The following is a 24,188-nucleotide window of genomic DNA, read 5'->3' as shown; positions in this document are numbered from 1 at the left end:
AATGCCACGCGATACGGCGTGTCGCCGTACAGACACGCACGCTCGCGCCACTGCAAAGCGAGCAGGCGCGCCCGCTAGCCGGTGGCCTCGCGAATGTACTCCCCGATCTGCCGCAATGACCGGGTCGCCTCGGGCAGGATCGGCGCGATGACCTGGAAATCGTGAACCTGACCGGGCCAGACTCGGATCTCGGTCGGTACGCCGGCCGCCGCCAGCTTTGCGGCGGCCAACTGAGCGTCGTGCAGGAGCACCTCGGACCCCGAGACGTGGATGAGCGTCTTTGGCAGGCCGGGTTCGACATGGTCGAGTGGCTCATACAGGGCTGCGGGCGTGTCGTTGAACGTGTGCTTGGCGACGGCGGCAGCTACTAGCGCAGCGAACGCACCGAACGACCTGGCCGGAAACATCGCGTCGGTCCTGATGTTGGGATGCGATTGCTTGGGCGCAGATTCCAGCTGCATGAGCGGGGAGATCGCCTCCATCGCGGCCGGTGTCTCGTCCTTTGCCCGCAGTCGCAGTGCGAGCGCAAGTGCGAGATAGCCGCCCGCGGAATCCCCCGCTAACACGATCTGGTCTGGCTGGTATCCCTGCAGCCGAAGCCACCGGTAGGCGTAGTAGCAGTCGTCGATGGCCATCCCGATCGAGTGCTTGGGGAGCAGCCGATAGTTGACCACCAGAACGGGCGAGTCGGCGAATCGTGAAAGCGCATTCACCATCTTGCTGTGCGTGTTCGCCCCACCAAACAGGAACGAGCCGCCATGCGAGTAGAGCACCACCCTTCGGGTACCGTCCGCCGGCAGCACTCCAGGCGCGCGGAACAAGTGCGCGGTGGCGTTGGGCAAACTGATCGTGGCTTCGATCGTGCCTGGTGACCGCGGGCGGATTCGGGACGCGACGTCGACCAGGCCCCACGGGTACGGCAGGTGCGGCGCGTAGCTGCCCATGGCCAGAATCGGCCTGATCGTCAGTCGCGATGCCACGGCCACCAGTCGGGCGGCAATGCTGGGCTCGGTCTCGAGGACCTCGACGGGAGCCCCAAAGGGAGCCCAAGGTTGGCCGCGCATCTGCGTCTGACGAAGGTGCGCGGAGAGCCGGATAGCTGACTCAATGCGGTCATGCTCAACACTTCCTACGTCGGTGCCGTGCGACTCTGCACGCAATGAAGGTGCCCGAGCGCCGCCGCTGGTCGCGGTCGATGTCCTATTGATAGGGCAACAGTGTTGGGCAGAAGTTGGCTAAGGGTTGATCAATCCTTGAATGCCCATGATGCGGGGGGTGCGGGTGTAGGACTCGCGCAACCACAATCAGGGCATGATCAGCGTGCGGGTCACTGGTTCCGGGGCGGCCTGGCGGCTGTGCAGGCCTCGCTGCAGGGCGGCGAGTAGCACATCACGCGTCTCGCGGGGATCGATGAGCTCGTCGAAGCCCATGTGCTCGGCCGAGCGATAAGACGCTTGCAGCTCGGCGTGGCGCAGCTTAGCGGACAGATCTTCGTCGGCGTGCGACGCGCGGCTCAGCGCCCCGGCGCCCATGGCGCCCATCGTCGCTCCGGGATATGCAAATGTGGCCACCTGGGAGTCGAAGCTGATCAGCGACATCACCATGGAGCCAAAGCCGTACGCCTTGCGCAGCGTCACATGGAGCTTCAGCGTCGTTGCCGCCGTTTGCGCGGCGAACATCCGTGCGCCGCTGCGCAACACGCCCTGGCGCTCCGATCGACTGCCCGGCAGCATGCCGGGGTTGTCGGCCAAGAAGATCAGCGGAAGGTGGAATGAGTCGGCCACCATGATGAAGTGCGCGGCCTTGTTGGCGGCGTCGGCGTCGATGGACCCCGCCAGTACTTGCGGCTGGTTGGCGACGACGGCGACGGGATGCCCCCCGAGGTGGGCGAGGGCGCAGATCATCGCCTTGCCAAAACACGGTTGGACTTCGAACCAATCGGGACGATCGAACACCACATCGAGCACCGCGCGCATGTCGTAGACGCGCCGGTTATCCCGAGAGACTATGCCCAGCAACTCCGGCGTCAGGCGCGGACTGGCCGATGGGTCATCCGGCGCCAGCACAGGCGGATAGGACCAGGCGCTCGGCGGAAAATACGACAGATAGCGGCGGATGGTGTCGAGCACCGCTTCGTCGTCCTCGGCGACATTGTGAATTACCCCGCTGGCCAACGCAACATCCGGCCCGCCAAGATTCTCCTTTGAAATGTCTTCTCCCGTAGACTCTTTCACTACCGGCGGCCCAGCCGTAAAGATCGCGCCCTGCTGGCTCATCACAGAGAAGTCGCACACCGGGGCGACCAGCGCGCCGTGCCCCGCCGAGGCGCCCAACACCGCCGTGACCGTCGGAACCCGGCCCGAGCAACGAGCCTGAGTTAACAGGTCGGTCGGAGTTCGCCCGTAGTGCACACCGGTAGGGCGAAACCCGGCTCCCTCGAGCAACATCACCAGCGGGATCTTGTCGCGCAACGCCAATTCGGCGACGCGGTAGCGTTTGGAATTGCTGCCCGGTGCGATGGTTCCGGCCATTGTCGTAAAGTCCTCCGCGCCCACCATCACCGGCACTCCGTTGATGTGGCCGGAGCCGGTGACGATCGCGTCCGCCGCGATCTCACCGCCGACAAGCGTGCCGATTTCGCGGAATGTGCCCGGATCGAGGAGTCGTTCGACGCGTGCGCGGGCGTCGAGCTTGCCGTTGCCGCGGTGCTTGTCGAGCCGCTCCGGCCCGCCCATACTCCGCGCGTGCTGACGGCGACGTTCGAGATCCTCGAGCGTCTCCTCCCAGTCCTCGGCTTTCGTCATGCATCCGTCCTACATACTGGATTGCTTACTGTAAAGTATCTCCAATGGGTAGCGCCCCGCGCCTCAAGATCGATGGGGGCATCTCCAATCAGCTCACTCGCGCGGCACAGACGGCCAGCGCCCTCGAACGGACCGGGTATGACGGGGGCTGGACGTTCGAAACCAGCCATGACCCGTTCCTCCCGCTGTTGCTAGCGGCCGAGCACACGTCGCGGATCGACCTCGGGACCAATATCGCGGTGGCGTTCGCCCGCAATCCGATGATCGTCGCCAACCTGGGCTGGGATTTGCAGACCTATTCGAAGGGCCGGTTCATCCTTGGCCTTGGAACGCAAATCCAGGCCCATATCGAGAAACGATTCAGCATGCCGTGGAGTCATCCGGCGCGTCGCATGCGCGAATTCGTTGCCGCCCTGCACGCGATCTGGTCGGCCTGGCGCGACGGCGGAACGCTCCGCTTTGAGGGCGAGTTCTACACCCACAAGATCATGACCCCGATGTTCACGCCCGAACCGCAGCCCTACTCCGCGCCGAAGATCTTCCTCGCCGCCGTCGGTGAAGCGATGACCGAGATGTGTGGCGAGATTGCCGACGGCCACCTCGGACACCCTATGGTCTCGAAGCGGTACCTCACCGAGGTGACGATGCCGGTGCTGCTGCGCGGCATTCAGCGTTCCGGTCGCGACCGCGGCGACTTCGAGGTGTCGGCCGAGGTGATGGTGGCCACCGGCGAGAACGACGCCGAGTTGGCTACCGCGATCACCGCCACGCGCAAGCAAATCGCCTTCTATGGATCCACACCCGCTTACCGCAAGGTGCTTGAGTTGCATGGGTGGGGCGATCTGCACACTGAACTGAATCGCCTCTCCAAGCAAGGGGAGTGGGACACCATGGGCTCGCTCATCGACGATGACATGTTGGGAGCGTTCGCGGTCGTCGGCCCGGTCGCAGAGGTTGGCGCCGCCGTTCGTAGTCGTTGCGAGGGCATCGTCGATCGCGTGATGCCGATCTTCCATGGCGCTTCGCAGGACTGTATTAGCGCCGCACTGAAGGAGTTTCGCCAGTGAGGACGACGACGATCGACGAGGCCGCCAAGCTGCTGGCAGATCCAGTCGCGTATACCGACGAGCCGCGGCTGCACGATGCGCTGACCCATCTGCGTTCCAGCGCACCGGTGTCGTGGGTCGACGTGCCGAACTACCGGCCGTTCTGGGCGATCACCAAGCATGCCGATGTCATGGACATCGAGCGCGACAACATGCTGTTCACCAACTGGCCGCGCCCGGTCTTGGCGACGAAAGAGGGTGACGAGCTGCAGGCCGCCGCGGGCGTGCGCACACTGATCCATCTGGACGACCCGCAGCATCGGGTGGTGCGCGCAATTGGCTCGGACTGGTTTCGCCCAAAGGCGATGCGGGCGCTGAAGGTTCGCATCGACGAATTGGCGGGGACTTACGTCGACAAGATGATGGCGGTCGGCCCGGAATGCGATTTCGTGCAGCAGGTTGCGGTCAATTTCCCGCTCTACGTCATCATGTCGCTGCTCGGCTTGCCGGAAGCCGATTTCCCTCGCATGCTCAAGCTGACCCAGGAGCTGTTCGGCAGCGATGACAGCGAATTCAAGCGTGGCACCACGGCTGACGAGCAGTTGCCGGCGCTGCTGGATATGTTCGGATACTTCAACGGGGTGACAGCGTCGCGGCGCGAGCGGCCCACCGAGGATCTCGCGTCCGCGATCGCCAACGCGCGCATTGACGGCGAGCCGCTGTCGGATATCGAAACGGTGTCCTACTACTTGATCATCGCCACCGCCGGTCACGACACCACCAGCGCCACCATCTCCGGTGGCCTGCATGCGCTCATCGAGAATCCGGACCAGTTGGAGCGCCTGCGCAACGATCTGGGCCTCATGCCGCTGGCGACCGAGGAGATGATCCGCTGGGTCACCCCGGTCAAGCACTTCATGCGCACGTCCGCCAAGGACACGACCGTGCGCGGAATGCCCATCGCCGCAGGTGAATCCGTGCTGCTGTCCTATGTGTCGGCTAACCGCGATGAGGACATTTTCGACGAGCCGTTCCGCTTCGACGTGGGCCGCGAACCCAACAGGCATGTGGCCTTCGGCTATGGTGTGCACTTCTGCATGGGTGCCGCCCTGGCCCGCATGGAAGTTAACAGCTTCTTCACCGAATTACTGCCGCGGCTGAAATCCGTTGAGCTGACCGGTGATCCGCAATTCACAGCCACGACCTTCGTCGGCGGCCTCAAGCATCTGCCGGTTCGCTACTCGGTGGTTTGAGCGGGCAGGGTTAAGACCCGTTCGTTCCGTTCCGGCCGAACAATCGCAGGCGGATGCCGCCGGTGCCGGCCTGGCCAGGCGGCGCCCCGGTCCCGGCGTTGCCGCCATTTCCGCCGTTGCCGATCAGCCAGGCGTCGCCGCCGTTGGCGCCGTCACCACCGGCGCCACCGGTTGTCCCGGAGCCGCCGTTGCCGCCGGAGCCGCCGGCGCCGCCATTGCCGAACAGCCCGGCGTTGCTGGCGGCGCCGCCGTCACCGCCGTCACCGCCGGCGAGGCCTTGGAATTGCCCGCCGCCGTTCCCGCCGTTCCCGCCGGAGCCACCGTCGCCGAACAGCGTTCCGGCTTTGCCTGCGGCCCCGCCGGCGCCGCCCGCACCGCCACCCGGACCACCGCCAATCGCACCACCACCGCCATTGCCGCCGTTGCCGCCGGTCCCGCCGGCGCCGAACAGCATGCCGGCGTTGCCGCCGCTGCCTCCGGCGCCACCGGCCCCGTTGAATTCGCTGGACCCGCCGTTGCCGCCGGTGCCGCCGTTGCCGAACAGCATGCCGGCGTTGCCGCCGGCCCCGCCATTACCCCCGTTGGCGTTGGTACCCTGCCCGCCGGTGCCGCCGGCGCCGCCGCCGCCGAACAGCCCGCCGGTGCCCCCGGCCCCGCCGGTGCCGCCGTCGCCGGGGGAGAGTCCGCCGGTCCCGCCGGTCCCGCCGGCGCCGAACAACCCGCCGGTCCCGCCGTCACCGCCGGCGCCGCCTGCGACTTGGCCGAATCCGCCGGTGCCACCGGTTCCGCCGGCGCCAAACAGACTGCCGGCTCCGCCGGCACCGCCGGCCACACCGAAGTCGGCCGCGCCGCCGGCGCCGCCGGCCCCGGCGGCGCCGAACAGAATGCCGGCGTTGCCGCCGCGCCCGCCGACGCCGCCCAGGCCCCCGCCGCCGAAGCCGCCGGTGGCGCCGGCGCCGCCCACCCCGCCGTTACCCCACAACCCGGCGCTGCCGCCGAAGCCGCCGGCCCCACCGCCGGCGAAGTCGGCCCCGCCGGCGGCCCCGGCGCCGCCATTGCCGTGCAGCAGTCCGCCGGCCCCGCCGGCCCCGCCGGCCGCGCCGGCGCCGCCTTTCCCGCCGGCCCCGCCGTTGCCGATCAGCCCGGCGGCACCGCCCTTACCGCCGGCCACTCCGGGGTTGGTGCCGGCCGCGCCGTTGCCGCCGTTGCCGTACAACAGCCCGCCGGCCCCGCCGTCTTGCCCCGGTGCCGTGCCGTCGGTGCCGTTGCCGATCAGCGGGCGCCCGAACAGCGCCTGGGTGGGCGCATTGACCGCGTTGAGCAGATTCTGTTCGACGTTGGCGGCTTCGGCGGCCGCATAGGCGCCCGCTCCGGCGTTCAAGGCCTGGACAAACTGGGTATGAAATGTCGCCGCTTGTGCGCTGAGCGCCTGGTATGCCTGGGCATGCGCGCCGAATGATGCCGCGATCGCCGCCGATACCTCATCGGCACCCGCGGCCAACACGTTGGTCGTGGGGAGCGCCGCGGCTGTGTTCGCCGCGTTGATCGTCGCACCCAGCCTCTCCAAATCAGTTGCCGCAATCGACACCATCTCCGGCGTCGTGATCATAAATGACATCTGGCACTCCTGCCTGGGTCATGGCCGCCACCACAGGTCGAGATGATGGCGCCCGCAAAACGAACGAAGAAGGTCAAACTCACCAAGCTGGCGGCAACGCGATGTGCAAAGTGCACTGGTCGCCCGGCAACCGCGGGGCGACGACGCGAACCCATCCGCGCCTGGAGCGCATCGATACACTCCTCGAGGAGGACGCCAACGATATGACACGTAAGACGATTGTCATCACGGGTGCCAGTGACGGCATCGGGGCCGCGGCGGCGCGCCAGCTCAGCTGGAACGGCGAGAACGTTGTCGTGATAGGTCGGTCGCAGAGCAAGACCGCAGCGGTGGCAGCGGAATTGGACGCAGACCACTTCGTCGTCGACTTCGCCGACTTGGCTCAGGTGCGAGCCCTGGCTGCGAAACTTCCCGCGAGCTATCCGCGCATTGACGTATTGGTCAACAATGCCGGGTTGATGGTCAACAAGATCCATGTCACGCCCGATGGTTACGAGGTGACGTATCAGGTTAACTATCTGGCGCCGTTCTTGCTCACCACCCAGTTGTTGGATTTGCTGGTGGATTCCCGTGCCACCATCGTGAACACGACAAGCTCGTCGCATAGGCTGGTTCGCATCACCGGGGTTGCCGACCTGGAAAACACCGCCGTGCGGCGGCCCAGCGTCGCCTATGCTCGATCGAAGCTAGCAATTGTGTTGTTCACCAAGGAATTACATCGGCGCTATCACGCCGAGGGGCTATCGGTCGCGACGGTGCATCCGGGCTACGTCAACTCGAATTTCGGTGAGGCATCGGGATCCCGGGCGCTCGCCTTCATGAAGCACCATGTGCCGCTGACGGCCCGATTCACTGCCACATCGGACGAGGGAGCCGAACAACTGGTCTGGCTGGCATCAACCAAACCCGGTATCGATTGGCGGCCAGGGGAATACTACTCACGGCGCAAGATCGCGAAGGCCAACCGCGCCGCTTACGATCCCCGCCTTGGGGCCGAGCTCTGGGATCGCACACTGAGCAAGCTTGTGTAGCAGCGCAGTCGGATCTAGCGAGCCCCCAAGTGTCGATTTGGTGGCGCGGGTGGGTTCGCTTGCGGACTCCGCCCGCATGGCGGGGCCAGATTCCAGGGCATGCTTCGGATATGTTGCGATGCATGCGCATCTGCCGCAGCGGTCGGGTCGGCCGTAGGACCTGTCTTGGATCAAATTGATGTGCACCATAAATCGGGCACATCGCACGGTCACAACAGTCACATGTGTCGCTGCGCCCGGCGGACACCCGATGTGCCCGGCTCCTAGCGACAACCGCCTGAGCTGCGGTGTTGTGCCCACGTTGGTGGTGGCCGTGCGGGTTTCGGGGTGGCGTTGACCTGCAGAAACCGCGTTGTCGCGCGGAGGCGGGCAGCGCTACCATAGTCTCCGGCGCAGGCCAGAGTTGCGGATGTGACTAGAGAGCAATACAGACAGCCAGAGCAGAACCTCGTGTCAAATTTGAGTCATGGTGCGCGCCAACGTAGTTCGGAGTAGCCGCGGCTCGCTATCGTCGCGTCCAGGTGCGCTTGAGTGGCCGGCCCACCAGGAAGACTCGAGCGACGCGCTGCAGGTCTGGGTTCAGTGCGCAATTTTCGACGCGTCCCGAAGCAAACTCACAGGTCAGCGGGCGCCAGCAATGCCGAGCTGCGAACCGTGAGCCAAGCCGGGGCGGGGCCAGATTCCAGGGCATGCTTCGGATATGTCGCGATGCATGCGCATCTGCCGCCGCGATCGGGTCGGCCGTAGGCGCCATTAACGTCGGTCACGATGTCACGGGTTACGCTCTCGTGCCTTGGAAGAAGCCCGCGACGTTGTTGCCGATGTTGGCAAAGCCCGATACGACGCTGATCACCGCAACGGGCAGGACGCCCGTGTTCGCGAAGCCCGATACGCCGCTGCCCAGATTAGAAAAGCCCGAGGATAGCCCACCGTAGTTCTGGTAACCCGAGCCGCCGAACAGCTCTGTGGGGTTTGTGTTGAACCAACCCGAGAGCCCCGAACCGTTGTTGCCGAAGCCCGAGTTGCCACCTGCACCGGAGTTGAAGAAGCCCGACGAGGGTGCGGAGCTCGAATTGAGGTAGCCCGGCCCCCCTGGGATGGCGACCCCTCCGATCGTGGTGCTGGGCAGGTGGATACCGGGAATCGTGAGCGGCGGTGTGGTGAAGGCCGCCAGGCCGATCGGTGGGATGGTCAGTGGTGGTGTGGTGATTGCTGGGGTGGTGATTTGGGGGAGGGTGAAGCCGGCGACGTTGATGGGGTCGAGGGTTAGTGGTGGTGTGGTGATTGCTGGGGTGGTGATTTGGGGGAGGGTGAAGCCGGCGACGTTGATGGGGTCGAGGGTTAGTGGTGGTGTGGTGATTGCTGGGGTGGTGATTTGGGGGAGGGTGAAGCCGGCGACGTTGATGGGGTCGAGGGTTAGTGGTGGTGTGGTGATTGCTGGGGTGGTGATTTGGGGGAGGGTGAAGCCGGCGACGTTGATGGGGTCGAGGGTTAGTGGTGGTGTGGTGATTGCTGGGGTGGTGATTTGGGGGAGGGTGAAGCCGGCGACGTTGATGGGGTCGAGGGTTAGTGGTGGTGTGGTGATTGCTGGGGTGGTGATTTGGGGGAGGGTGAAGCCGGCGACGTTGATGGGGTCGAGGGTTAGTGGTGGTGTGGTGATTGCTGGGGTGGTGATTTGGGGGAGGGTGAAGCCGGCGACGTTGATGGGGTCGAGGGTTAGTGGTGGTGTGGTGATTGCTGGGGTGGTGATTTGGGGGAGGGTGAAGCCGGCGACGTTGATGGGGTCGAGGGTTAGTGGTGGTGTCGTGATCGCTGGGGTGGTGATTTGGGGGAGGGTGAAGCCGGCGACGTTGATGGGGTCGAGGGTTAGTGGTGGTGTGGTGATCGCCGGGGTGGTGATTTGCGGCAGCGTGAACCCGCCCACGCCGATCGGATTGATGGTTAGCGGCGGCGTTGTGATCTCCGGCGTTGTGATCGCCGGCAGGGTGAACCCGCCGGTACCGATCGACGCGACGGTCAGCGGTGGGGTGACGATCTCCGGCGTTGTGATCGCCGGCAGTGTGAACCCGCCGACGCCGATCGGATCAATAGCAAACGCCGGGGTGGTGATCGCCGGGATGGTGATCTCGGGAAGCGCGAACCCCTCGGTAGCGATCGGGTCGATGGTCACTGGTGGTGTGGCGATTGTCGGCGTGGTGATCTGGGGAAGGGTGAAGCCGTCGACGTGGATAGCGGGGACGTCGATCCCGGGGATGGTGAAGCCGGGAAGAGCGAATGGGTCGACGACGATGGGGACGGTCAACTGCCATGGGTGGATCGCCAGTGATGGCAGGTGGAGTTCGCCGAACTGGTCGCCGATGTTGAGGCTTCCGTTGATAGTGCTCGTTCCGTTGGGTATCGGCTGAAGTGCAGGTATGTTGGTGGTGAAGCTTAGCTGGAAAGGTATTGAAAGATTATTGATCGTTATCTGAGGTGTGTTAATAAAGTCACTCCAGCCAATACCGGGGAGTACAAACCCGCCCACGTTTATTGGGGGAACGGGTATCGGTGCAGTATGTATCGCCGGTAGGCTAAAGTCACCCAAAGTGATGCCAGGTATCGTCGCCGGCGGAATGATCACCGGAGGAATGTGCAATCGGGGCAAACTAAATCCGCCGATGGTAGTGCCCGCGGGTATCGTCAGCGGTGGAATAGTCTCCGCCGGAATCTGCAACGGAGGCAAATCAAACGCACCCACCGTAATAGGCGGGATCGTCACCGGAGGAATGGTCACCGATGGAATCGCTAGCGGTGGCAAGCTGAACGCGCCCACCGTGATACCCGCGGGTATCGTCATTGATGGAATGGTCACCGAAGGAATCGCTAGCGGAGGCAGCTGAAAGCCGCTGACCGTGATGTTGGCGGGTGTGGTGGTGGCGGGGATGTTGAGTGAGGGCAGGGTCAATTGCGGCAAGCTGAATGCGCCGACGGTGATGTTGGCGGGTGTGGTGGTGGCGGGGATGTTGAGTGAGGGCAGGGTCAATTGCGGCAAGCTGAATGCGCCGACGGTGATGTTGGCGGGTGTGGTGGTGGCGGGGATGTTGAGTGCGGGCAGGGTCAATTGCGGCAAGCTGAATGCGGCGACGGTGATGTTGGCGGGTGTGGTGGTGGCGGGGATGTTGAGTGCGGGCAGGGTCAATTGCGGCAAGCTGAATGCGGCGACGGTGATGTTGGCGGGTGTGGTGGTGGCGGGGATGTTGAGTGCGGGCAGGGTCAACTGGGGCAAGCTGAATGCGGCGACGGTGATGTTGGCGGGTGTGGTGGTGGCGGGGATGTTGAGTGCGGGCAGGGTCAACTGGGGCAAGCTGAATGCGGCGACGGTGATGTTGGCGGGTGTGGTGGTGGCGGGGATGTTGAGTGCGGGCAGGGTCAACTGGGGCAAGCTGAATGCGCCGACGGTGATGTTGGCGGGTGTGGTGGTGGCGGGGATGTTGAGTGCGGGCAGGGTCAACTGGGGCAAGCTGAATGCGCCGACGGTGATGTTGGCGGGTGTGGTGGTGGCCGGGATGTTCAGTGACGGCAGCGTCAACCCCGGCAAGCTAAACGCACCCACCGTAACGTTGTCGGGTGTCGATGCGGCCGGCAGCGACAACGACGGCAGGGTTATCGCGGGCAGACTGAGTGCGGGAACCGATATCCCGGGTATTTGAAGCGGTGGCAGGGTCAAATCAGGTGTCGTAATGCTGAAACTCAGGCTGCCCTGACCCACCCCGCGGTAGAAAACGCCATTATTCATGTCGCCCGTGTTGAACAGGCCGTTATTCATGTTGCCCAGATTGAAGGCGCCGGTGTTGATGTTGCCGGTGTTGAAGAAACCCGTGTTCGCGCTGCCCGTGTTGAAGGTACCGGTATTGGACGACCCCGGATTGAAGCTGCCCATGTTGTAGCTGCCGGTGTTAAGGCTGCCGGTGTTCGCATTTCCGACATCGAACATGCCGGTATTAAACGAGCCGGCGTTAAAGAACCCCGTATTGGTCTGGCCTGAGTTGAAAAGGCCGGTGTTGAAATTACCGGAGTTGCCAATGCCAAAGTTTCCGGTGCCGGAGTTGAAGAAGCCGATGTTTCCGGTGCCCGAGTTGAATAATCCGACATTACCGGCGCCTGAGTTCAGCCCGCCGATACCGACCTGGTTGTTGCCGGTAAGACCGATGCCGACGTTGTTGTTGCCCGTATTCGCGAGGCCGAAGTTGCCGAAGCCAGTGTTGGCCAACCCGGTATTGAGATCGCCGATGTTTCCCCAGCCGGAGTTGTTGCTGCCGGAGTTCCCGAGTCCGACGTTGTTGCTGCCCAGGTTTGCCGAGCCGATGTTGGAGCTGCCGAGGTTTCCGGAGCTGACGTTGTAGTTACCGAGATTTCCGCTACCAATGTTTCCGAGACCATTGTTGGCGTTGCCAACGTTCCCGCTGCCTACATTGGCTAGCCCAAGATTGATGGTGGTCGGAACGGCCTCGGCCGCGGCCGCTGACGCGGCGGCCTGCAATGGATCGGTGAACGGCGTCAGTGCCGATGCGACCGCCGACGCTCCGGCATGATAGGCAGACATCGCCGACACATCGAGTGCCCACATCTCTTCATACGTGGCTTCCATAGCTGCGATCGCCGGAGCGTTTTGCCCGAAGAGGTTCGATATCACCAGCGACACGAGGTCGGCGCGGTTGGCCGCCACCACAACCGGTTGCACCATCGCCGCCTGGACAGCTTCAAATTCGGCCACCATGGCGCCTGCCTGCGTCGCCGCCTGCTGTGTCTGCACCGCCGCCGCCGAAAGCCAACCCGCGTAGGGGGTGGCCGCTGCCGCCATCGCCGCCGCCGCCGGACCCTGCCATGACCCGCCGACCAGCTCTGCCGTTACTGATCCGAAAGATGCCGCAGCTGAACTTAATTCATCTGCCAGACTGGCCCAGGCCGTTGCGGCCGCCAAGAGCGGCTCAGACCCCGCCCCGGCGAACACCAATGCCGAGTTGATCTCCGGCGGCAACACCAAGAAACTCATTGCGCAACCCTTCCTCACGCCGCGGCACGCGAGTGACAGCTCGTGACAGCCCGTCGTCGAGTTATCCGCCACGCCCACCGGGCGACATCCGTGAATCCCGCAACCCCGGTCAAGGGGTGTGATCGAACTACTTTGACCAGCGGAAACCTGCAGGTCAATGGTGTGGCGACAAACTGAAATACGCCGCCCATTGGTCTGGCCCGGGCGGTCTCACGGCGAGCGTGCGACCTGCGATGTTAGTGAGAAGAGCTGTAATCTTCGTCTCAAACGTTGGAAAGTGGGATTTCCCGGTGCTTCGTAGCGGGAAGGAAATGTGACCAGTGCCTGGTGAGGATTGGGTGGTCGGCGGCGATCGCCGCGCAGCCGCCGCCGAACGGATTTACGACGCGGCGATCTGCCTCATGAGACACGACGGGATGAACGGACTTGATATCGACAAGTTGGCCGCCCGGGTCCACTGCTCGCGAGCGACCATCTATCGCTACGTCGGTGGCAAAGCCAAAATCCGAGATGGCGTCGTCGCCCGGGTTGCGGCCCGCATCACCAATTCCGTGCGCTCGGCGGTCGAGCCGTTGAGCGGGCCGGAGCGAGTCACCACCGCAATTCTGTCGACACTCCACGAAATCCGGTCGGAGCCACTGTGCCGGCTCATGATGTCTTCGGTCCGCGGCGGCACCCGCGAAGTGGCCTGGCTAGCCGAGATGCCGCAACTTGCCGAATTTGCTTCCGAACTCATGGGGATCGCCGGCGGTCACCCGCAAGCCGCGAAATGGGGGGTCCGCGTCGTGCTAACACTGATGTACTGGCCAGGCGAAGACGACGATGCCGAGCGCGAGCTGGTCGCAAATTTTGTCACACCGGCATTCGTCCAGAGCCGTTGAGCCGCTTACTCGTTACGACAGCAATGCCGATCCTCGCCGGCGCCGGGCGCGCGTCCAGTTCGATTCATCGAAAGACCCCGGCCTGCCGACGTGATGCAGGATGGCCGCCCGGCTCCTTATGCGGCGGGCGCGAACGTGACCGGAAGTTTATTGGGCGACCTGAAAGTAAGCCCGACGATCTTGGACTCCACACCGGTGCCGTCGTCGGAAACGAACGCCAGATCCTTGACGCGGTCGAACAGGCTGTTGAGCATTACCCGCGTTTCCAGGCGGGCAAGATGCATGCCAAGGCACATGTGGATCCCGCCGGCGAACGCGATGTGGGCTTGCCGCGGTCGGCGGATGTTAAAGGTGTTGGGGTCGGTCCAGCGGCATTCGTCGCGGTTGGCCGAGCCCATACACATATCGATCTGCGCATCGGACGGGATTGTCTTGCCACCAATTTCGACTTCTTGAGTGGTGGTCCGCATCACCATGGTGAGTGGCGTTTCGAAGCGCAGACCTTCTTCGATCGCTGTGGGGATCAATGACCGGTCCTGGTAGACCATCGCCAGCTGATCGGGGTGGGTCAGCAGCAGGTACAGCAGGTTGCCCGACGAGCGGTAAGTGGTCTCCAGGCCGGCGGGCAACAACAGTCGCAAGAACGCGATGATGGCCTCGTCGGTGAGTTTTTCGCCGTCGATCTCGGCGGCAACCAAATCGCCGATGATGTCGTTGGTCGGTTTGCGGCGCCGCTGCTCGACCTGGTTGAGGAAGTAGCCGTGCAGCTCGGCCGCGGCATTCAACCCCGCCACGATGTCGGTCGGGATCGAGATGAGGTCAAGCGACAACCGCCGGAACAGGTCAAGGTCCTCGCGAGGGAGTCCGAGCAGGGTGGCGATGATCCGGGTCGGGAATTCGAAGGTCACCGCTTTCACCAGGTCCGCCTCACCATGGTCTTTGATCTCGTCGACGAGCCGATTGCAGATGGGCCCGATTACCGACGGCTCCCAGCGTTCCAGCGCTGTCGCGCGGAAGGCCTTGGCCACCAGATTGCGGTGATCGTGGTGCTCTTTGCCGCCCATGGCCAAGATGGTGTGCCCCATGACCAATCCGATGGTCTTGTCGTAGTTGGCGGAAGTGAAGATCCGGTCGTCGCGGAAAGCCTGGAACACGGCGTCATAACCAAATAAGACCCATTCGTCGTTGGGCCTCAATTCCTCCGGCATCTGTGAGTGGTCCGCGAGGGCGCCATGCCAGACCGGGTCGGTGCGCCTCATGTGTTCGAAGAACGGGTAGGGGCTGGTTTGACCGGTGAGGTCAAGGGTAGTGGCCTGGCGGTTGGCATCGGTGTCGAGCGTCATCAGCGCTCCTCCTGAGATGGAATATCGCTATCATAATATAAATAGCAACGAAGCCCCAACCGGTGCTGGCCCCATGCTCGAAGACGAAGGCCCGCAGATCCGGATTAGATTGTCTCCCAAGAGAACCGGGCGCTACACGCTCGGCAGTGGTGTCGTGCGTTCGGCAGCTAGCTTTAGACCGGCGTGAACTTGGTAATGAGCCATTTGCCGTCGACCAGGGCCATGTGCACCAGCACGCTGCTGGCCGCCATCGTCGGATTCGGATTGTCTTTGCTTGTGGTGCTCTGATCGACGAAAACCAGAACGACGGCCGAATGGGGGTGCAACTCCGATATCGCGGCGCGCATCACGTGAGCGGTGGTCTTCAACGACTTCTGCTTTGCCGCCGGAGCCACGATCTGCTGCGTGAACTGGTCGTAGTAGGACAGGAAATCCCCGGAGAGATGGGACTTGGCGGTGGCGAAGTCCTTGTCGAGGGTGTCGGGTGAGTACGACAACAGCGCGACTGTCCCATCAGACGCGGCGTTGACGGCCGCCCGCGCGACACTGGGATCGGTCTGCTGATCAGGCTTGTACTGCTTGACATACAGCCACGCCGTAACCCCGCCGGAGATCAGCACGAGCAGGATCAGGATTACCGCAACCGGTTTCACATTGACCTGCACACGCCACAAGTCGCGTCGCCAGAACCGGCGTGGCGCGGGGGAGTCGTCTTCGGAAGGCGCTTCGTCAGACTCCTCGGAAAGCGCTTCGTCAGATTCCGCGGTTGCCGATTCGTCGGCTCCGCTATCCGCGTCGATCTCCAGGGCTTCGGTGGCCTCGGTGTCGCGCACTTCATCGCTCACGGTACGAACTCAACTTTCGACATCTTGTACTGCCCGGCCTCCTCGGTCACCGTCACTCGCAGCCGCCAGGCGCGTGGTTCGTCTTTGGCACCCGCGGAATTGGTGACCCGTGATGTTGCCGACACCAATACCAACGCGGAATGGTCGCCCATGGACTCGACCGCCGTGGCGTTGACCGTGCCTTCGGTCACCACTTTGGATTGCTCCACGACCTTTGTGAAATCGGCTGCCCGTGCCTGAAAGTCGTCACGGAATTCACCGGTAGAGCTATCGATGACCCGTTGTACGTCCTCTTTGGCCTTGTTGAAGTCAAGAGACGTCATATTGACGACGCCTTGCCTGGCCCCCGCGGCAAACGCCGCCGCGCGCTGCTGGCGCTCGGTGGCTTCGTGGTGCGTCCAGACGATATATCCGCTGAACGCGGTAAAGCCGCAGATGATCAGGATCGCGGCCACCGTCGCAAGCGTCGACAGCGGGGGGATCCGCACCCAGCTCGGCAACCGGCTTCGCCATGAGTCGGGCTTTGTGGCCTCGAGTTCGGCGTCCTCGTAGTCCTCGGCGTCCTCTTCGTCGTACTCGTCGTCGTACTCGTCGTCGTACTCGTCGCCGTACTCGTCGAAGTCCTCGTAGTCGGCGTCGGCATCGCCGGCCAGTTGACGTCGCAGCCGGGCAGCACGCGCCCGGGCGCGCGCCGCAGCGGCGAGCGCTTCGGCTTCGGCGGCTTCAGCTTCGGCTTCCTCGACCAACGCCATTGCGTCGGCCTTTGAGTTCACCGAATCCGTCGGTGGTTCGCTCGTCTCAGCCATGGCGGTTATAGCTCGTCAACTTCATTATCGACTGAACTCCGGTATCTCTTACTGTATTGCCCATTGCTAACATCGGAGTCGCCAGCCAACTCCGACGAGAACCGAACAGGGGCGATGGTCAGCCACCCAAACTTTCCACCGAAAGTCCGGCCGGCGTCATGACCGCTGTCGACTCTCCCGAAAAGATACTCTTTACCTCAACAACCCAAGCATTTGTACAAAAAGAAGCGCCGCTGCGCTACGTCCGCGAGCTGCATGCCGCCGGTACTTCCTTTGACCCGGCGTGGTGGCGACGAGCCGCTGCGCTTGGGTGGACGGGTTTGCTAGTCCCGGAGGAGTTGGGCGGCGGCAGCGTCTCAGGCAATGGCGTTGCCGATCTTGCCATGGTCGCCGAACAGCTTGGTAAGACGGTGGCGCCCGGTCCGCTGTACCCGGTCAGCTCAGTGCTCGCGGGGCTGGTGGACTGCGACGATCCGCGGGCGCATGCCGACTTGATCGGATCGCTGATGTCCGGTGAAACGGTGGCGTCGTGGGCGGTTTGCGAGCCGGGCCGGGGGTGGGCGCCGCTGGATCCCACCGTTACAGCCACAGCCACCGACACCGGCTACCGAATCGACGGCATCAAAGACCGTGTCGAAGCCGCGGCGCAGAGCGCGGTACTGCTGGTCGTGGCGCGATGCCGTGACGAGATCCGCCAGTTCCTGGTCCCAACGGCTACACCCGGCGTACGGATTACGGCCCAGCAATCGGTGGATCTGGTTAAGCAGTATGCGCGAGTGGAGTTGGACGGTGTTGCCGTGGCTGGGTCGGCAGCTGTCGGTGGAGCCGGCGAGACCGCCAGGCTGATAGAGCGCCAAAGCCAAATCGCGCAGGTGCTGCAGTGCGCCGAGGTGGTCGGCATCCTGCAAACGGTCTTCGACTTCACCGTCCGGTGGGCGCTGGACCGACACACGTTTGGCCGCCCGCTTGCGTCGTATCAGGCACTTAAACACGCGTTCGCGGATATGAAGATGTGGCTGGAAGCGTGCCGTGCGACCACGGCGGCCGCCGTCGCCGACATATCCGCCCGCGCACCCGCGGCCGGCCTGTCGGCCAGCATCGCCAAGTCCTACGTCGGAGAGCTTGCCGGCCGAATCGTCCAAGGCTGCGTGCAGATGCACGGCGGCATCGGCATCACCTGGGAACACGACCTGCACCTGTACCTGAGGCGAGTTGCGTTGTACCGGGCCATGTTTGGCACACCCGAGGAACACAACCTGCGGGTGTATGAGGCGGAGAGGTCGGCGCGATGACGCCCACCGAATCGGTTGCAGAGTTTGCCGGACGGGCCAGTGCCTGGCTGGCCGAGAACATGCCTCGCATAGATCCGGCCTCGCCGCCTCCCGCGCCCCGCGACGACGAACGTTCCTGGCGCCGCGCACGAGAACTGCAAAAGCGGCTTTACGAAGGCGGATTTGCCGGGATCTGCTTCCCGCGCGAGTACGGCGGCCTGGGCTTGGATTACGAATACCAGCGAGCATTCGACGAAGCATCGCTGCGCTACGAGATGCCGTTGATCCTCAACACGCCCACGTTCACCATCTGCTGCGCGACGCTGCTCGACACCGGCAGTGCGGAGCAGAAGAAACAGCACATCGCCGCGGCGCTGCGCGGCGACGAGGTGCTGGTGCAGCTGCTGTCCGAACCCAGCGGCGGGTCCGATCTGGCTGGTGTTATCACGCGTGCCGAGCGTCAGGGCGACCGGTGGGTGATCAACGGCGCCAAGACCTGGAGCACCAGCGCGTTCGCTGCCGACTACGGACTGTGTCTGGCCCGCACCGATTGGGATGTGCCCAAGCACGACGGCCTGACCATGTTCCTGGTGCCGATCTCCCATCCGGGCATCACATTGCGGCGGATCACCCAGGTGAACGGTTCCACCGAATTCTGCGAGGAGTTTCTGGACGGGGTGGACGTTGGTGACGACGCCGTGGTCGGTGAGGTGAACGGCGGCTGGGCGGTGGCGTCACGGCAGCTGTACCACGAACGCCGCGCCGTGGGGCAGGGCTCGGAGTTCGCCAGCGGCTCCGGTAGCGAGGGCGGCCACACAACACCGGTCGACTACGCCGACCTCGCGGAGCAGACCGGCCACGCCGACAGCGATCGGGTCAAGGAGATGGCCGGCCGAGCGCTGGTGCATCGCGCGGTTGCCGAGCAGCTGATCGACCACGTCTCTCGCAGCGTCCGAGACGGCGCCTTGCCGCCGGCCGCTGGGACGCTCATCAGGCTCTTCCATGCCGAGACCGTGACCCTCGAGATCGACACGGCGCTCGCGATCGCGGGGGCCGCCGGTGTCGTCGGGCAATACGGCGAAGGACTGCAGACCGGATTCCGCTACCTATCCCGGCAGTCGGTCGCCATCGGCGGCGGCACAACGGAAATGGCTCGCAACGTCATTGGCGAGCGAGTCCTGAACTTCCCGCGGGAGTACGCCGCCGATCGCGGCGTGCCGTTCAATCAGGTGCGCCACGGTCGGGCGCGCTAGGGGCCGTTCTAATCTTCGGCGAAGACATTTTCGGTATCGCCGGTGACAACAGGTAACTGAACCAGTGACAAGACGTGGTGGGCAGGGCTGCCCGGCGGCGCCACCAATACACAGTCGCCGCCCTGTTTATGTGCCCGCTCGCGCGCCGCGGCGAGCGCGCTGACCCCTGCCGATCCCAGGTGGGTGACGGCGCTGAGGTCGATCGTCAATGACGCTATGCCAGAGCGGCTTTCGACGGCGATCTGGCGGTCTAGGGTCGGCGCGGTGTTCGAGTCGATGTCGCCCCGGACGATGATGCGGCCGGCATCGGTGACCAGGGAAACGAATTCGTCGTCGAGTGTCTGGTGGTAGCTTGGGCGGCCAGCCGCCGCGTCAGTGACGAACCGGGCCGGCCGCGAAAGTCGGTGCGTAAGTGCGGCAGTCGTCCCGTCAGCGTCGTGGGTGACGTGCGATTCGGACACCAGGGCCTCGGCCATCGCCAATCCGCGCCCGCGGCCCTGCTCGCCTTGGCGGTGATGCTTCCACTGGCCCCGGTCGGCTACCGAAGCCCGCAGAATGCCATCGCCAGCCAGCGCCGCTTCAACGATGATTCCGTCGGAAACCTCTGTGGTGTAAGCATGTTCGACTGCGTTCTCTACGAATTCGGAGACGGCATGAACGACGTCGGAGATGTCGGCGGAATCGGCGCCGATCTCGGAAAGCCAGTCACGGAGCCGGGCCCGGATCGCGCGCGCGGCGTAAATGGTCGCATCCGCGGTAATGTGCAACGCCGGCACCGGCGTCCGGCGCTGTGCCGCAAGCAGTGTGACGTCGTCGTTGTAGCCAGTGGATCGGAGCAGCAATTCAAGCGTCTCGGAACAGAGGCGATCGATGGGCCGGGCCGGCGAATCGAGGACAAAGCCGCCGCCGCTGACGATCGTGGCCGCCAAGTCGGCGAACTCGGCCGTGCTGGCCCCCAGCGGCCGGCCTGGACGTTCGATCAGTCCGTCGGTATACAGCATGACGGTGTCGCCCACGTTGAGTACTTCGCTGCGTACTGCGAATCCAGTGCCGCTTCCGAGCGGACCAGCTCCGGAGGGTTCCACATAGCGGGCCTTCGCTTCGGCGGTCACCACCAACGGCGGTGGGTGCCCGGCGGTGCAGTACTGGAATTCGCCGGTCGCGAAGTCGAGCGAGCCGACACAGATGGTGGCCGACTTGGATCCCGGTACCTGCTCGCGGAAGCGGTCCACCGCCTCGAGCGCTTCGGCGATGCTGCGCCCCGCTGAGATTTGCATCCGCAGCGCGGTGCGCAGTTGCGACATCACCGCCGCAGCCTCGACACCGTGACCGACGACGTCTCCGACGATGAGCACCAACCGGTCTCCGCGAGCTATGGCGTCGAACCAGTCGCCACCTGCCGCGGTGTCCTGCGCGGCGACGAGATACTCCGCGGCGATGTCGGCGGCCGGGACAACGGGTACCGAAGGTGCGAGTAGTGCCTGCTGCATCACGGTGGCCGAATCGCGGACGTGCCGGTATCGCTCGGAAAGTTCCTCCACCCGCGCCTCGGCTGCCAGCCTGGCTTTCACTCGGGCCGTGACGTCATCGAAGATGAGCTGCACACCCTCGATCGATCCGTCGGCCCGGCGCCGCGGTGTGACGACAAAGTCAAAGAATCGTTCCTCGATTCCTGAACCGTCGTAATCAGCCTGAAGCCGCCACTCAGAGCCGGATTGCGGCTCACCGGTTTGATAGACCCGATCGAACATGTGGTAGATCTGCTGGCCCTCGAGTTCGGGATAGACCTCCTTGGCGGTCTTTCCAACGTTGGTGAGCAACGGATTGAATGCGCGAAATGCGGCGTTCACCGCGACAAAGCGATGTTCAGGGCCCTCCAGGCCGACCATCATCGCGGGGATGCTCTCGAAGATGCGGCGCACATCCTCGGCCCTGCCGACCGTCGTGTCCCAGTCCATCTCGGCCGCCATTTGGCAGTCCCTCCTACGGACCGAATCAGCAAACAGTCGGGGTGCGCGGGCGAATTCGCCGAGCAGCAACAACCAGATTATCAACGCCCGCTACCAGCTCGCCGCACCAATTTCATTACGAGCCGCGGCGAACCCGAAGGAAGGTTATGCGCAAACTATGCGATGGACAGCGCAGACTCCATGGCCCGATGAACGGGCAACACGTTGGTGAACCCACAGGCAGCGACGATCCGGGGGAGGCCCGGGTCGCGACTCACCAGGCGCAATTCGATGCCCCGACGGCGGCAGCGTTGTGCTTCCTCCGCCAACGTGGCGAACGCACAGCACCCCATGAAATCGAGGCCACTGACGTCAACGACGAGTGATCCGGGTGGGGTGGCGATTGCGGCTGCTTCGCCGATCAGATGTCGCCAGGTTCGCTCGTTAGCGGCGTCGACCTCGCCGCCCGCGCGAATGACCACCGCCGGACCGTTGCGCTGCGTGACCGCTCGGAGCGTGCTGTGTGGTTCACCCAACTCGGATGCGAGCCGCGCACTCAATACCACCTGGGTGGTAAATGACCCCGCTGAATGCACGTTCATGGTCCATCCCCCAATCGACCGCGCCGGACCCCCCGGACGACAAACAGTCGGACTTTGTATCGCAAGACCTGCCGAAACCGTCTATAGGCTAACTATAGAACCTGCGGGGGTGCGCCGCTGGCGAATCGATCAGGCGGAGACAGGTTTGAAGACCCGCTTCGAAGCCGGGTTCGCAACCTTCATCACCTTCATCATGTTGCCGCCCATGATCTTTTCGACGTCTTCCTGACCGAAACCGGACAGTTCGTCTACGAAGGAGATGGGATCCTTGAGGCCTTCGGGATGCGGCCAGTCGGATCCGAAGACCACCCGATCGGTGCCCACCATGTTGACGATCTCGGTGAACCGGTCCTCCCAGAACGGGCTGATGTACACGCACCGCTTGAACGCTTCGATCGGGTCTTCGCTGAACGCGTGCGGCATCTTCTTGTAGACGCCTTTGAGCCCTTTGAACAGGTGCGGCACCCAGTCAGCACCGTTTTCGATGGACAGAATGCGTAGTTCCGGGTTGCGGGACAGCGCGCCATGGCAGACCAATGCGCCCATGGCATCTTCGATGGGCCGATGGCCCATCGCCAGGCTTCGGAAGGCCGTCGGCTTGAACGGAAGGAATTCGTCGCCGGGTTCCCAGATGTTGAGCAGCTCGGAGTAACCACTGTCGGAGGCGTGCATCGAGACCGGGATCTCGGCGCGGACGCAGGCTTGCCAGAACGGGTCGAACTCCTCGAAGCCGAACGATCGGCTGCCGCGGTAGCCGGGTACCGGAGCCGGGCGGACCAGCACCGTGCGTGCACCCCGATGCAGGCACCAATCGAGTTCTTCGAGCGCACGGTCGACGATGGGCAGGGTGATCACCGGGGTGGCGAAGATGCGGTCTCGGTAGTTGAACGACCAGGTTTCGTACATCCATTCATTGAGCGCATGGATGACGTCGTGGGTCATCTCCGGATCGTCTTTCATGCGCTCTTCGACCAGGCTGGCCAGCGTGGGGAACATGAGCGCGTAGTCGATGCCGAGCTCGTCCATGACCTCCAGGCGCGGACCCGGCTCACGGAAGGCGGGGATCGCCTTCATCGGCTCACCCATCACTTCGCGGTAGCTCTTGCCTCCGCTGCCGTGCCGAAAGTACTCCTCCTGCGCGCCGGGACGCGCCACCACCTCAAACGTTGGGTTCGGGATGTAGTCGCTAATGTGCCCGCGCACCACGATCTTGGTGCGGCCGCGGACCTGGACATAGTCGATGACGTGCTTGCGCTTATCTGGGAGGAACTTGGTCAGCGCTTCCTGGGGTTCGTACATGTGGTTATCGGCGTCAAACACGGGAAACGAAAGCTCGCGAGAAGGCATGGCGATCTCCTGGCAAAAATCTCGATCTCAGTGGCTGGTAATGACGTTACCACTAATTGTCGACGGGTGCGCCATCGTGCTTGACGATGGCGAAATTCACGGTCGCCGTCGCCGCCAGCTCGCTGTCGCTGTCACTGTCGCCAAAGATGTCGATCTGCATCACCAGAGAACGCCGGCCGGCCCGCAGCACCCGGGGGACCGCGAGCGCCGAGCCCTGCCTGATCGGTCGTAGGTAGCGGATCGCTAGATCGGCGGTCGTCATGGCGGTGCCGGGCTGTAGGTATTCCAGGCCGAGTTGCCCGCCCGCCACGTCGGCCAGCGTGGCGAGCAAGCCGCCTTGCAGTGCGCCGGAGGTGTTGACCACTTGGGGGCTGACCGGCATCGTCATCGCGAACTCGTCGCCGTGACCGGTGGCCGGGCGCATCCCGATTTGCGCGAACAGCTCGGCCAATGAGGGCGTTGCGGATTGGCCGTCGGTGTCACGGATACCGAGGGCGCGACTGCAGAAGTCGTAGAGTTGGCCGGTGTCGATGGTGGACCCGTTCAATTCGGTTCCCAGCCAACGCAATCGGAGTGCGCCCACCATCGTCTGCATGACAATCGCCGCGGCTGCACCGACGTCTAAGCCAGGGCTGAAGACCCCCTCGGTGATGCCCTGGACGACGATGTCGTGAATCAGTCGATGAAGGGGGGACAGAACACGGGCGTATTCCCTCGGCCGGGTTTCGGCGAGGTGTTGGTTGTAGAGGCTTAGTGCCCGGTTGAGACTGTCTTGGGTAGTTGTTTCCGGCTGCGCGCCGACGCGGTCGAATACCAGCTTTAGCGCGGCGGTGCTGTCCAGTCCGGCGGTCTCGGCGCGCCAAACCTGCACCGATTGCGCGATGGTCCTGTCGAACAGCGCCAACAGCAGTTCGTCCTTGCTGCTGAAGTGCTGGTAGAAGGCCCGCAGTGAGGTCTTGGAGCGCGCGACGACTTCCTGCACAGTGAAGTCGGTGCGTCCGGTTTCGCCCAGGATCTCGACCGCCGTCTTGATAAAGCGGTCGGCACGCGTGACTTCAGCCATGAGAATGAGGTTACCGCGCTTGCGGTGATATCCGTGAAGTTGGA

The 24,188-nt window shown here is 64.0% G+C and carries 17 protein-coding genes; 6 read left to right on the top strand and 11 right to left on the bottom strand.

From position 1 onward, the window contains the following. Positions 1–74 precede the first annotated feature (74 nt). Complete coding sequence (locus AADZ78_RS19020) at positions 75–1,064, bottom strand: alpha/beta hydrolase (protein ID WP_085251683.1); 990 nt, start codon at positions 1,062–1,064, stop codon at positions 75–77. Between the two features lie 240 nt (positions 1,065–1,304). Further along, complete coding sequence (locus AADZ78_RS19015) at positions 1,305–2,804, bottom strand: acyl-CoA carboxylase subunit beta (protein WP_085251682.1); 1,500 nt, start codon at positions 2,802–2,804, stop codon at positions 1,305–1,307. 44 nt (positions 2,805–2,848) lie between these two features. On the opposite strand from AADZ78_RS19015, the gene AADZ78_RS19010 reads away from it, so the two are divergent. Beyond that, on the top strand, positions 2,849–3,871 hold the full coding sequence (locus AADZ78_RS19010; RefSeq protein ID WP_085251681.1) for an LLM class F420-dependent oxidoreductase: 1,023 nt from the start codon (positions 2,849–2,851) through the stop codon (positions 3,869–3,871). Between the two features lie 11 nt (positions 3,872–3,882). Continuing rightward, the gene (locus tag AADZ78_RS19005) at positions 3,883–5,103 is read left to right on the top strand and encodes a cytochrome P450 (RefSeq protein ID WP_085251740.1); all 1,221 of its coding nucleotides are present in this window, start codon (positions 3,883–3,885) and stop codon (positions 5,101–5,103) included. A gap of 10 nt (positions 5,104–5,113) precedes the next feature. Here AADZ78_RS19005 and AADZ78_RS19000 read toward each other — a convergent pair whose 3' ends face one another. Continuing rightward, on the bottom strand, positions 5,114–6,721 hold the full coding sequence (locus AADZ78_RS19000; protein WP_204800652.1) for a PE family protein: 1,608 nt from the start codon (positions 6,719–6,721) through the stop codon (positions 5,114–5,116). Between the two features lie 203 nt (positions 6,722–6,924). Here AADZ78_RS19000 and AADZ78_RS18995 point away from each other — a divergent pair, with 203 nt between their 5' ends. Then, positions 6,925–7,752, top strand: coding sequence for an SDR family NAD(P)-dependent oxidoreductase (locus AADZ78_RS18995; protein WP_085251457.1), 828 nt, complete (start codon positions 6,925–6,927; stop codon positions 7,750–7,752). 778 nt (positions 7,753–8,530) lie between these two features. On the opposite strand, the gene AADZ78_RS18990 is transcribed toward AADZ78_RS18995, so the two are convergent. Beyond that, positions 8,531–12,784 (bottom strand): PPE family protein, encoded by a 4,254-nt coding sequence (locus AADZ78_RS18990; RefSeq protein ID WP_204903362.1) that lies wholly within the window; start codon positions 12,782–12,784, stop codon positions 8,531–8,533. 320 nt (positions 12,785–13,104) lie between these two features. Between AADZ78_RS18990 and AADZ78_RS18985 the strand changes: the two genes are divergently transcribed. Beyond that, the gene (locus AADZ78_RS18985; RefSeq protein ID WP_085251450.1) at positions 13,105–13,665 is read left to right on the top strand and encodes a TetR/AcrR family transcriptional regulator; all 561 of its coding nucleotides are present in this window, start codon (positions 13,105–13,107) and stop codon (positions 13,663–13,665) included. A 116-nt stretch (positions 13,666–13,781) separates the two neighbouring features. Here the strand turns inward: AADZ78_RS18985 and AADZ78_RS18980 are convergent, their stop codons facing one another. From AADZ78_RS18980 to AADZ78_RS18970, 3 genes are all read right to left on the bottom strand, one after another. Further along, positions 13,782–15,008 (bottom strand): cytochrome P450, encoded by a 1,227-nt coding sequence (locus AADZ78_RS18980; protein ID WP_085251449.1) that lies wholly within the window; start codon positions 15,006–15,008, stop codon positions 13,782–13,784. Positions 15,009–15,181: 173 nt separating this feature from the next. Beyond that, positions 15,182–15,853, bottom strand: a complete 672-nt coding sequence (locus AADZ78_RS18975) for a hypothetical protein (protein ID WP_085251448.1) — start codon at positions 15,851–15,853, stop codon at positions 15,182–15,184. Beyond that, positions 15,850–16,659 (bottom strand): hypothetical protein, encoded by an 810-nt coding sequence (locus tag AADZ78_RS18970; RefSeq protein WP_085251447.1) that lies wholly within the window; start codon positions 16,657–16,659, stop codon positions 15,850–15,852. Before AADZ78_RS18970 ends, AADZ78_RS18975 begins: the two co-directional genes overlap by 4 nt. Positions 16,660–16,817: 158 nt before the next feature. Between AADZ78_RS18970 and AADZ78_RS18965 the strand changes: the two genes are divergently transcribed. Together AADZ78_RS18965 and AADZ78_RS18960 are read left to right on the top strand one after the other, a co-directional pair. Continuing rightward, the gene (locus AADZ78_RS18965) at positions 16,818–17,951 is read left to right on the top strand and encodes an acyl-CoA dehydrogenase family protein (protein ID WP_085251446.1); all 1,134 of its coding nucleotides are present in this window, start codon (positions 16,818–16,820) and stop codon (positions 17,949–17,951) included. Beyond that, positions 17,948–19,183, top strand: a complete 1,236-nt coding sequence (locus AADZ78_RS18960) for an acyl-CoA dehydrogenase family protein (protein ID WP_085251445.1) — start codon at positions 17,948–17,950, stop codon at positions 19,181–19,183. The genes AADZ78_RS18965 and AADZ78_RS18960 overlap by 4 nt, the downstream gene beginning before the upstream one ends. Before the next feature lie 8 nt (positions 19,184–19,191). Here AADZ78_RS18960 and AADZ78_RS18955 read toward each other — a convergent pair whose 3' ends face one another. The 4 genes from AADZ78_RS18955 to AADZ78_RS18940 form a co-directional block, all read right to left on the bottom strand. Further along, the gene (locus AADZ78_RS18955; protein WP_085251444.1) at positions 19,192–21,153 is read right to left on the bottom strand and encodes a SpoIIE family protein phosphatase; all 1,962 of its coding nucleotides are present in this window, start codon (positions 21,151–21,153) and stop codon (positions 19,192–19,194) included. A 155-nt stretch (positions 21,154–21,308) separates the two neighbouring features. Continuing rightward, positions 21,309–21,734 (bottom strand): anti-sigma factor antagonist, encoded by a 426-nt coding sequence (locus AADZ78_RS18950; protein ID WP_085251443.1) that lies wholly within the window; start codon positions 21,732–21,734, stop codon positions 21,309–21,311. A gap of 129 nt (positions 21,735–21,863) precedes the next feature. Further along, positions 21,864–23,081, bottom strand: coding sequence for an amidohydrolase family protein (locus AADZ78_RS18945; protein WP_085251442.1), 1,218 nt, complete (start codon positions 23,079–23,081; stop codon positions 21,864–21,866). 52 nt (positions 23,082–23,133) lie between these two features. Continuing rightward, entirely contained in the window at positions 23,134–24,144 is a 1,011-nt protein-coding gene (locus AADZ78_RS18940) for a hotdog fold thioesterase (protein ID WP_085251441.1), read from the bottom strand. Between the last annotated feature and the right edge of the window lie 44 nt (positions 24,145–24,188).

Origin of the sequence: Mycobacterium riyadhense (assembly GCF_963853645.1) — a bacterium.
Classification (GTDB): Bacteria; Actinomycetota; Actinomycetes; order Mycobacteriales; family Mycobacteriaceae; genus Mycobacterium; species Mycobacterium riyadhense.
The sequence above is the reverse complement of the archived record's forward strand: the minus strand, read 5'-3'. Positions and strand labels throughout refer to the sequence as shown.